The sequence below is a fragment of the Protofrankia symbiont of Coriaria ruscifolia genome (assembly GCF_900634745.1).
Lineage (GTDB): Bacteria > Actinomycetota > Actinomycetes > Frankiales > Frankiaceae > Protofrankia > Protofrankia californiensis.
On sequence record NZ_CAAAFR010000189.1, the window covers coordinates 1 to 9,686 of the forward strand.

Consider the following 9,686-nt stretch of genomic DNA (forward strand, 5'->3'; position numbering starts at 1 on the left):
CCCGCCGCCCGCCCGCCCGGTCCCCGAAGGAGGCGAGACGACGCGCGATCCGGACCCCGCTTCCCCGGGCGAGTCAAACGAGGTCGGCCGCGCGGCGTGGTCTGACGCGGCGGCCCCTCGGTCACACCCGCGCGTCGGACAGGGACCGCCGCCGGGTCACCCGGAAAGGATGGGCGGGTTCAAACGGTCGTAGCGACGCTCCGATAAAATGATCTCGGTAGCGTCGACAGACTGGACGGTGGATGGCTTCGCACGAGCTGTCATTGTGGCGGCAGATCTCGGCCGAGGCAGCGGAAGAAGACGCCAGCCGGCGTCATGAGCCCGGACGTCGCCAGATCCCATGATTGAAGAACTGTTGCCACCTCGGGTCGCCTGTGTGGAGACAACCGACGACCATGTGGTCACGCTGTTCCCGGAGGAACGGGCGGCGGTGGCGGGAGCCGTCGAGAAACGGCGGCGTGAATTCAGTACGGCGCGATGGTGCGCTCGCCAGGCGCTACGGCGCCTGGACATGCCGCCGACGCCGATCGTGCCGGGGCGGCGGGGCGCCCCAAGCTGGCCTGCCGCCGTCGTCGGGAGCATCACGCACTGTGCCGGTTTCCGCGCCGCCGCCGTGGCGCATCAGCGGGACCTGCTGACGCTCGGGATCGACGCCGAGCCGAACGAGCCGCTGTCCCCCGGGGTCTTCGAAACGATCTCGACGCCGGACGAGCGGGACGAGCACCGCATGCTCGGGAAGTTCGGGAGCGTGTGCTGGGACCGCATGCTGTTCTCGATCAAGGAGTCGGTCTACAAGGCGTGGTACCCAGTCACGCACCAGTTCCTCGACTTCGCCGAGGCCACGGTGCGCATCGACACAGAGCGCCGCACGTTTCACGCCGAGCTGCATGCGCCGCCAGCGCACGTCAGCGGCGTGCGCGTCGCCGCGTTCACGGGCCGCTGGGCCGCGAGCGAGGGGCTGCTCGTCAGCGCGATCGCCGTTCCGAGCCGAAGGTATCTGCCAACGGCGCACGATGATCGCGCGTGGCCGGTGGCGCGGGCTGGACGCTGAGCTCCTGGGATGCCTTGACCGGGGCCCTGGTTGGTCCTTCAGTCAGCGGGGGCCGGCAGCAGGTGGGGTCCGCCGGTGCCCGGCGCGGGGACGCCCGAGGGCCGATGGCCGTGGTGCTGCGCAGGGCGGCGCGGATGGTCTGTGCAAGGTCGCCGGCGTGGTCAGATGGCCGATCGGGTCCGCCGCGACCACGGTGGGCACCAGCCGCGGATCGACCTGCGCGAACGTGGCGATCACGGCTGCCTCGTTGGCCGCGAACGGTGGCGTGGTCTTCAACCACACCGGACCCCGCGGGGTCGGTACCCGGAACAACCCCGCGAGGTTCCAGGTCTTGACCTGCTCGACCGGTCCGCTGGCCGGCCGGTCCACGGCGTGCAGGATCGCGTCCGCCCAGCTCGACGCCTCCCGCAGGCCTGCCCGAGTGGCCCACCCGGCTCGCCCCATGGCCGGCCTGACCAGCGTCTCGTGGTGACAAACATGGTGGACCCTGTGTACCAGCATCCGAACTGTTTGATCTTGGTCGCAGGCCCTGAAATCACTGTCCGGCCGGTCGCCACCCGGGCCCTGACCAGAGGCGATATCCAGTGAGCGCCCGGCCGACGACATCATCCACTGAGTCAAACACGCGTTCCGCACATTTGGCGGGTCCGGACGCTCCGGTCCGTCTGGTGACGCGATCGTGGGGGTCAAGCTGGGCTGATGTTCCTCGCGTTCGGGAACGTGGCGACGCTCAGTGTCCGTCTGGGGGTGCCGACGTACGTCGCCTTCCTCGTGGCGCCGGCAGTTGATCCGCTGGAGGCCAGACAAGATCGCCGCGGTGCGTCGAGGTCTCCTCAACAACACCGTGGTCACATCCTGCCCGACGACCCTGAAACAGGATGGGTTTGGGGGGTGCGCCAGGCGCGGGGGTGTAGGAGTCGTAGTCCGTTGAGGGCGACGATGAGGGTGGAGCCTTCGTGGCCGGCGACGCCGAGGGGTAAGGGCAGGTGGCCGAACAGGTCCCAGGCGACCAGAGCGGTGATGAAGGTCGCCGCGATGGCCAGGTTGGCCGTGACGATGCGGCGGGCGTGGCGGGACAGCGCGATGACCGTGGGAAGGGTGGTGAGGTCGTCGCGGACGAGGACCGCGTCGGCGGTCTGTAGGGCGAGGTCAGAGCTGTGGCGGCCCATCGCGACGCCGAGGTCGGCGACGGCGAGCGCGGGGGCGTCGTTGACGCCGTCGCCGACCAGCAGTACTCGTTGTCGCCGGTTCTGCAGGGCGTGGATTCGGGTGACCTTGTCGGATGGCAGCAGTTTGCCGTGCGCCTCGTGGATGCCGAGTTCGGTGGCGAGTCGGGCTGCGGCGCCGGGGTTGTCACCGGTGAGCAGGACGGGGGGTGTGCCGGTGAGTCGGGTCAGGGCGGCAACTGTGGCGGCGGCGTGTGGGCGGGTCCGGTCGGTGAGGGTGAGGACTCCGGTGGGGTGGTGATCGATGGTGACGATCACGGCGGTGTGCCCGCTGGCCTGCGCGGCGTCTGCCGCGCCCCGTGTCTGGGCGATCAGCGGTGAGGCGGTGGGGCCGGCCCGCGGTCCGTCGAGCAGGGACGGGCTTCCGACCTGTACGTGATGTCCGTCGACGGTGGCGCTCACGCCGCGTCCGGGGGTTGAGGTGAAGTCGTGCGCGGTGGGGATGGCGAGGTTCCGGTCGCGGGCGGCGGCGAGCACGGCGGCGGCGACCGGGTGCTCGCTGGGATGTTCGGCGCCGGCGGCCAACTGGAGTAGCCGGTCCGCGTCGATCGCGGGCGCTGTGGACTGGCCGTCGCTGGAGCCGTCGAAAGCGACATGGATGCCGACAAGGCGGGGTGTTCCTTCGGTGAGGGTACCGGTCTTGTCGAACGCCACCAGGGTGGTGTCAGCCAGCCTCTCCATGACGACGGCGGACTTGACGAGCACGCCGTGGCGTCCGGCGAGGGCGATCGCGGACAGCAGCGGCGGCATCGTCGCGAGGACCACCGCGCACGGCGATGCGACGATCATGAAGGTCATGGCGCGGAGCAGGGTGGGTCGCAGCGCCGCGCCGGACAGCAGGGGGATGGCGAACAGGGCGACGGTCGCGACCACGACGCCGATCGAGTAGCGCTGTTCGACCTTTTCGATGAACAGCTGGGTTCTTGCCTTGGTCGCGGAGGCCTCCTCGACTAGGGCGACGATGCGGGCGATCACCGACTGGCCTGTGGGGCGGTGGACCTGGACGGTCAGCGTGCCGGTGCCGTTCAGCGTGCCGGCGAACACCTCGTCGCCCGTCGTCTTCGTGACCGGCAGGGGTTCGCCGGTGATCGTGGCCTGGTCGGCCTCGCTGGCGCCGCCAACCACAATGGCGTCGGCGCCGATGCGTTCCCCGGGGCGGATCCGGATGACGTCCCCGACCTGAAGGTCCAGGGTGCTTACCGTCTCCTCCGTTTCGTCGGGACGTATCCGGTTGGCCCGCTCGGGTGCCAGGTCGAGCAGCGCGCGCACGGAGTCGGCGGTTCGCGCGGTCGCGACCGCCTCCAGCGCTCCGGAGGTGGCGAAGATAACGATCAGCAGGGCGCCGTCGAAGACCTGGCCGATACTGGCCGCGCCGCACGCGGCGACGATCATCAGCAGGTCGACGTCCAGCGTGTGTCCCCGCAACGCGCGTATCCCGGTCAGCGCGGGTGCCCATCCGCCGGCGGCGTAACAGACGAGGTACAGCGCCCACCAGACCGGCGCGGGAGTGCCAGTCACCTGCATGACGCTGCCGGCCGCGAACGTCACGCTCGCCAGCGCCGCCCCACGGACCTCGGTGAGCGTCCAGAGGCGGGCGGCCAGCCCCCGCGACGCCGGCACATGCGCTTCGACCGGACCGAGGGATGAGGAAGCGGGGCTCGTCGTCAGCGTCACCCTAACGACACTACTTGCGTAGGCATGCATACAGCTAGCCAGCCAGGCTGCTAGACAGCCGAGTAGCAGGGCAAGCCGGTTAGTCTTGATACGTGCACAGTGATCTGCCGGACTTCCAGATGCCCAACGACGAGCAGGTCCGCCTGGCCGTCGAAGGCTTCCGGCTGCTCGCGGATCCCACCCGCATCAAGATCCTTTGGGCGTTGTTGCAAGGTGAGTCCTCGGTCGCCTGCCTCGCCGACCTCGTCGGCGCCGCACCCACGGCGGTCAGCCAACACCTGGCCAAACTGCGCCTCGCCGGGCTGGTCCGTGGCCGCCGCGAAGGCACCTTCGTCTACTACTCCGCCGCAGACGTCCACGTGCAAGCCCTGCTCGCCGAGGCACTGTTCCACGCCGACCACGCCGACCGGAATCTGCCCGACCACGCAGACGGCGAGCCGGCACCCCACACCCACATCCCCGCCCGGCCGAGCACGGAGAAGACAAGCCCCTGATCACCAAGCCCGCTCGAGAACGGCGACCAGGGAGCAGCCTGAACCATCGCGAGTGCCCGTAAGCACGGTGTGGAAGGTGTCCCGGCGACATAGTGGCGCCGCCCGTCGGGGTGGGGGCCCGGCCGGTGGCCGCGATCGTCTGCCCGCCAGCCCGCCCCGACAGTGACCAGCAACGGCCGCGTTGGAGTGCGGAGGCAGACGGCCCCCGCCCCGGCAGGGCCTCGCCAAGGCCACTAACGAAAACGATTACTATTGCAGACAGTAATCGCGCAGTTGGATCGTGGCAACGCCGCCACGACCTCGGAGCCACCATCATGAAGATCGCATTCGTCGGCAAGGACGGCAGTGGCAAGACCACGCTGTCCTCGCTGTTCTGCCGCCACCTCGCCGCGGCCGGCGCACCCGTCCTCGCGCTCGACGCGGACATCAACCAGCATCTCGGCGCCGCACTCGGCCTCGACGACGCGGCGGCACCCGTGCCGATGGGCGAGCACCTCCACGAGATCAAGGACTACCTCCGCGGCGACAACCCCGCGTCCCGTCCGCCGACGTGATGGTCAAGACCACCCCACCTGGCGCCGGATCACGACTGCTGCCGTTGACCGACGACAACCCGCTGTGGCGACGCTTCGGCATCGACGCCGACGGCGTGCGACTGGTCGCGACCGGAGCCTTCACCGACGAAGACCTCGGCGTGGCCTGCTACCACTCCAAACTCGGCGCGGTCGAACTCCTGCTCAACCACCTCATCGACGGCGCCAGCGAGTACGCCGTCGTCGACATGACCGCCGGCGCCGACGCCTTCGCCTCAGGCCTGTTCACCCGCTTCGACCACACCTTCCTCGTCTGCGAACCGACCCGGAAAGCCGTCGCCGTCCACCGCCAGTACCGCGACTACGCCCGCGAGTTCGACATCACCCTCTCCGTGATCGGCAACAAGGTCACCGACCAGGCCGACGAGGAGTTCCTACGCCGCGAGGTCGGTGACGACCTGCTCGTCTGTGTCGGACCGTCCGCACCCGTACGAGCGATGGAACAGGGCCGGCCCTTCCACCTCGACGACCTCGAACCGGCCATCCGCATCGCGCTCGACACCATCCGCGACGCCGTCGACGCCACCGAGCACGACCCCGACGTCTTCCTCCGACAGATGCACGAACTCCACCTCCGCAACGCCCGATCCTGGGCCGACACCGCCACCGGAGCAGACCTCTCCACCCAGATCGACCCCGGCTTCGCCTTTCCCCGTGCCCGCGACCCACATCAGGCCGTCACCACGCGCTGACCGGACCCGACGGGCTGGGTGGGCGCTCGCGGCGTCCGCCGAGCCGCTCGCACTCGTCGGGGTCGGGTGGATCACGCTCGCCCAGCTCTCCCAGCGTCAGCTCATCGTCGGTGGGCAGACAGGACCGAAAGACCTCCTGGATCCGTCCGAGATCCGCGTCGAGGCCGACGAGCGCCAGTTTCTCGAGGCGGTCACCGTCGTGCCCTCGCGTCAACGTGTCTCCCTGTCCCAGCGCGGAGCGTTGGAGAAACGCAGCAGGTTCTGGCGGTAGGAAGATACCTGGGGGTCGTCGCGCATCGACCGAACGCTGCTGCGGGTCGGCTCCGGCAGGAGATCGAAGATCTCCCGGGGAGCGTCCGGCAGAACAACCGACTCGTTCAGGCGCAGGCCGCGGGCCCATCCTTCGAGCGTGGCCGGATCGTCGACGAACCACTGCACGCGGGCTTCCATGGGTCCGAGAGCATCATGGTCGTTCTGGTTGTCCGCCATCCACTGTCCCCAGGTGTCGAACGCCAGATGGGCCCCGGGCAGCAGGTCTCCCAGTCGGACGACGAGCTCACGCACGGCGGTCTCGGGCAGGAAGAACAGCACCGCCTCCGCGACGACGTACCAGGGCCCACCGCTGGCGGCGACGATATCGACCCACTTGTCGTCGAGAACCGATCCGGCGAACGACGTGCGCCGGTCGCTGTCGGCGAAGAACTCACGCCGCAGTTCCATCGCGTCCGGCAGGTCCAGTTCGAACCAGCGTGCCTGCCCGTTGTCGATCCGTTCGAACCGGGTGTTGAGGCCTACCCCCAGCTCGACGACCGTGCCGAGTGGATTCGCGGCCAGCCAACGGGCCGCCCAGTAGTCGTGGATACGGGTGCGCAGAACCGCTCCCACCAGGCTGGATAGGCCTTCGAACCGACTGAAGTCGTAGTCGAGGGCGTCGACCATCTCGACCGCGCGAGGGTCGTCGAGGAGCGCGTTTCGCTGCCGGGCAAGGGCGGCCCTGCCGTACAGCGGTATCAGCAGGGTCTCCTGCGCCGGCCCCAGCTCGACCCGCCGTTTACCGGACATCGGTGTCCCTCCCGTCATCGTCGTTCTTCCGACGTCGTGTCGGCGCTGTCCGGGATGAGGAGAGCACCACGATCTCCAGGCTCCCCGCGCCGCCCACCCGGGAGGTCCGGCGCCCGACCATTTCCGCCTCGCGCGCGAGCAGGTCTGTGTCCAGCGTGTACCAGTCGTAGGAGTCGCCCACCTCGCGGACGAGTCGACCGTCCGGGCCATGAACCCGCCATGTAGTGGTGAAGCGCATCAGGCCCGGCCCGCCTGGCTCGCCCGACACCCACCACTCATAGGTCTGGCGTCCGATGCGGTCGTGGATCTGCCGCACCGGGGGGATGATCCGCGGGGTGTGAGCTCCCATCAGTTCCACCACGATCACACCCTTGGGGGCGAGCCGTTCCCGTATCCGCCGCCACAGGAGCCGACGTTGCTCCGGCGGCAGGTGGCCGGCGACGCCGAAGACGACGGCGGCGCCGATGACGTCGGGCAGTTCCAGGTCGGGCGCGGCACCGTCGACGACGGTGACCAGCGGACGCAGCTCGGGCCGAGCGGCGATCCTGCTGGTCAGTACCGCCCTCATGAGCACGGACGGCTCCGCGGCGAGGATCCGCCCGCCCGGCACCGCGGCGGCGATCACCTCGGTGACCCGGCCTGTGCCCGCCCCGATTTCCACGATCGGGCCCGCTGCCGGATCCAGGCCCGCGAGCGCGGCCGTCAGCGGCGGCCCACTGTCAGCGATCTGACGGGCGGCCACCATCTCGTAGAACTCGGCCATCGGGGAGTAGTAGTCACGCATCGGTCGTTCCTCGCGGGGCAGCGCCACCCGTCGAACGGGCTGTCGGGGCGTGGTGGGTCACGGCGTGGTCGGCCAGATCATGCCGCCGCCGACGAGCGCCGGGTCGAGCAGACCGATGATCTCGGCTATCACCTGGGCGCGATGTGCCACCAGATAGAAATGATCGCCGGGAAAGGACCGCACGGTCACCGTTCCACGGGTGAACCGCGCCCAGCCTCGCGCGCCGTCGAGGTCGCACTCGGGATCGGACGCTCCCACGAACGCGGTGATCGGGCAGCCCAGTGATTCGACATTTCGGGGCCGATAGGTTTCGATCAGCCGGTAGTCGTCGCGGATGTAGGGCAGGACGGCGCGCCGCATCTGCGGGTCGGCAAGCATCTCGCCGGCGGTACCGCCCAGCCGGGTCAGCTCCGCGCACAGCGCCTCGTCGTCGTCACGATGCAGCCCACCGCCGAGCGCGTCATCGGGTGCCTGCCGGCCGGAGACGACGAACCGCGCCGGCTCGGCACCGCCCTCCCAGCGCAGGCGCTGCACCGCCTCGTATGCGACGACCGACCCCATGCTGTGCCCGAACACCACGTACGGCCGGTCGAGCAGAGGGCGTAGTTCGGTCGCGACTGTTCCGGCGAGTCCGAGGAGGTCAGCGGCGAACGGCTCCGCGAACCGATCCTCCCGACCCGGGTACTGCACGACGACCAGGTCCACCGGCGGCGGCAGGAGCGCCGCCCACGCACGGTAGCCGCTCGCACCGCCACCGGCGTGCGGGAAGCACACCAGGCGTACCCGGGCGGCCGGGCGCGGCCGGTACCGGCGCAGCGCGCCGCTCACCAGGCCACCGGGAGCGCCTCGATACCGAAGGTCGCCGCATCGTGGCGCAGTTCGAGCTCATCGAAAGGCACCGCGAGCCGCAGGGTCGGCGTCCATCGGATCAGCGTACCGAGGGCGATCTCCAGTTCGGTGCGGGCGAGGTTCTGCCCGATGCACTGGTGGATGCCGAATCCGAAGGCAAGATGGTGCCGGTCCGGGCGATGGAAATCGAGCTCGGTCGGGTTCGGGAACACCGTCGGGTCGTGGTTGGCGCCGGCGAGCAGCAGAATCATCCCCTCGCCCGCGCGGATGGTCACGCCACCGACCTCGAGGTCCGCCGTCGCTACCCGCAGCGGGATCGAGTCCGCGACGGAGAGCATCCGGAGCAGTTCCTCGACGGCCTCGCCCAGCATCTCGGGCCGTTCCCGCAGCTCGGCCAGCCGATCGGGCCTTTCCAGCAGCATCAGCGTACCGAGCGCGATCATGCTGGTGGTGGTCTCGCGCCCGGCGACGATCGTGATACCGACGGTCGACAGCAGTTCCTGGCGGGTGACCGCCCCGGTGGCGAGATGGTTCACGACCAACCGGGAGAACAGGTCCTCCCCCGGCTCGCGCAGCCGGCGGTCGATGAGCGCGTCGAACTTGGCGAACATGCCGCCGAGCGCGGCCTGGACCTCCTGGGCGCTGCTCTGCCGGCCACCGGAGATCCGGGTGACATCGCGGAAGAACTCCAGGTCGTCGGTGGGCACCCCCATCAGGTTCAGCACCGTCGCGGTCGACATCCGGTTCGCGTACGCCGAGACGAGGTCGCTCGGCGGACCGGCGGCGTGCATCTCGTCGACCAGTTCCTCGGCGTAGGCCGTCAGGGTGGGCACCATGTTCGTCACCCGGCGCACGGTGAACTCGGCCTGCAGCATCCGCCGGTGGCGGGTGTGGTCCGGCGGGTCGGTGCGGATGAACGGGCGGTTGCGCGCGGCGGCCTCCCGCTCGCCGACGCCCATCGCGGGAAAGTCCGGATGGCGGGCGTCCGCGCTCACCCGCGGGTCGGCGAGCAGCGCGCGGACGTCCTCGTAGCGGGTGATGATCCAGGCATGTCTCCCGGTCGGGAGCGTCACCCGTGCCACGGGTTCGGTCTCCCGCAGGGTCTCGTAACGCGTGGGCGGGAAAAACGGACAGCCTCGCTGGAGCGGGAAGGCCGGCGGTTCCGCGCGGGTGGTATCGGCGGCCGTGCTTATGACGGCGCTGATTGAGTCGCCGCCGGCGGCATCGGTCTCGGTCATACGGGGCCCCTTCGTGGTCGAAT

At 69.8% G+C, this 9,686-nt stretch carries 9 protein-coding genes and 1 pseudogene; 3 read left to right on the forward strand and 7 right to left on the reverse strand.

Annotation, left to right across the window (positions count from 1 at the left end; all coding sequences use genetic code 11):
• Window positions 1–376: 376 nt before the first annotated feature.
• A complete protein-coding gene (locus tag CV1CTNOD_RS21845) occupies window positions 377–1,051 on the forward strand; it encodes a 4'-phosphopantetheinyl transferase family protein (protein ID WP_242606915.1) in 675 nt (224 codons plus the stop codon).
• A gap of 42 nt (window positions 1,052–1,093) precedes the next feature.
• Here CV1CTNOD_RS21845 and CV1CTNOD_RS27070 read toward each other — a convergent pair whose 3' ends face one another.
• Both CV1CTNOD_RS27070 and CV1CTNOD_RS21855 read right to left on the reverse strand, forming a co-directional pair.
• A complete protein-coding gene (locus tag CV1CTNOD_RS27070; RefSeq protein ID WP_242606916.1) occupies window positions 1,094–1,552 on the reverse strand; it encodes a hypothetical protein in 459 nt (152 codons plus the stop codon).
• 347 nt (window positions 1,553–1,899) lie between these two features.
• Window positions 1,900–3,981, reverse strand: a complete 2,082-nt coding sequence (locus CV1CTNOD_RS21855) for a heavy metal translocating P-type ATPase (RefSeq protein ID WP_131787840.1) — start codon at window positions 3,979–3,981, stop codon at window positions 1,900–1,902.
• 62 nt (window positions 3,982–4,043) lie between these two features.
• Here CV1CTNOD_RS21855 and CV1CTNOD_RS21860 point away from each other — a divergent pair, with 62 nt between their 5' ends.
• Window positions 4,044–4,445: an ArsR/SmtB family transcription factor gene (locus CV1CTNOD_RS21860; RefSeq protein ID WP_131787841.1), complete on the forward strand. Its 402-nt coding sequence runs from the start codon at window positions 4,044–4,046 to the stop codon at window positions 4,443–4,445.
• A 314-nt stretch (window positions 4,446–4,759) separates the two neighbouring features.
• Window positions 4,760–5,730: pseudogene (locus CV1CTNOD_RS21865) on the forward strand (ATP-binding protein).
• Here the strand turns inward: CV1CTNOD_RS21865 and CV1CTNOD_RS21870 are convergent.
• Genes CV1CTNOD_RS21870 through CV1CTNOD_RS21890 form a run of 5 tightly spaced genes read right to left on the reverse strand, consistent with a single transcriptional unit; the run spans window position 5,717 to window position 9,663 of the window.
• Window positions 5,717–5,944 (reverse strand): hypothetical protein, encoded by a 228-nt coding sequence (locus CV1CTNOD_RS21870; RefSeq protein WP_131787842.1) that lies wholly within the window; start codon window positions 5,942–5,944, stop codon window positions 5,717–5,719. The pseudogene CV1CTNOD_RS21865 and the gene CV1CTNOD_RS21870 overlap by 14 nt on opposite strands.
• The gene (locus CV1CTNOD_RS21875) at window positions 5,941–6,792 is read right to left on the reverse strand and encodes a class I SAM-dependent methyltransferase (RefSeq protein ID WP_131787843.1); all 852 of its coding nucleotides are present in this window, start codon (window positions 6,790–6,792) and stop codon (window positions 5,941–5,943) included. Before CV1CTNOD_RS21875 ends, CV1CTNOD_RS21870 begins: the two co-directional genes overlap by 4 nt.
• Window positions 6,782–7,576, reverse strand: coding sequence for a class I SAM-dependent methyltransferase (locus CV1CTNOD_RS21880; protein ID WP_131787844.1), 795 nt, complete (start codon window positions 7,574–7,576; stop codon window positions 6,782–6,784). Before CV1CTNOD_RS21880 ends, CV1CTNOD_RS21875 begins: the two co-directional genes overlap by 11 nt.
• A 57-nt stretch (window positions 7,577–7,633) precedes the next feature.
• The gene (locus tag CV1CTNOD_RS21885; protein WP_207386597.1) at window positions 7,634–8,404 is read right to left on the reverse strand and encodes a thioesterase II family protein; all 771 of its coding nucleotides are present in this window, start codon (window positions 8,402–8,404) and stop codon (window positions 7,634–7,636) included.
• Entirely contained in the window at window positions 8,401–9,663 is a 1,263-nt protein-coding gene (locus tag CV1CTNOD_RS21890) for a cytochrome P450 (protein ID WP_131787846.1), read from the reverse strand. Before CV1CTNOD_RS21890 ends, CV1CTNOD_RS21885 begins: the two co-directional genes overlap by 4 nt.
• Window positions 9,664–9,686 lie beyond the last annotated feature (23 nt).

What these genes read in the sequence shown, in the direction of transcription:
- CV1CTNOD_RS27070 (WP_242606916.1), bottom strand. Translation starts at nt 1,552, where the DNA reads ATGCTGGTACACAGGGTCCACCATGTTTGTCACCACGAGACGCTGGTC.
- CV1CTNOD_RS21855 (WP_131787840.1), bottom strand. Translation starts at nt 3,981, where the DNA reads ATGCATGCCTACGCAAGTAGTGTCGTTAGGGTGACGCTGACGACGAGC.
- CV1CTNOD_RS21875 (WP_131787843.1), bottom strand. Translation starts at nt 6,792, where the DNA reads ATGTCCGGTAAACGGCGGGTCGAGCTGGGGCCGGCGCAGGAGACCCTG.
- CV1CTNOD_RS21880 (WP_131787844.1), bottom strand. Translation starts at nt 7,576, where the DNA reads ATGCGTGACTACTACTCCCCGATGGCCGAGTTCTACGAGATGGTGGCC.
- CV1CTNOD_RS21890 (WP_131787846.1), bottom strand. Translation starts at nt 9,663, where the DNA reads ATGACCGAGACCGATGCCGCCGGCGGCGACTCAATCAGCGCCGTCATA.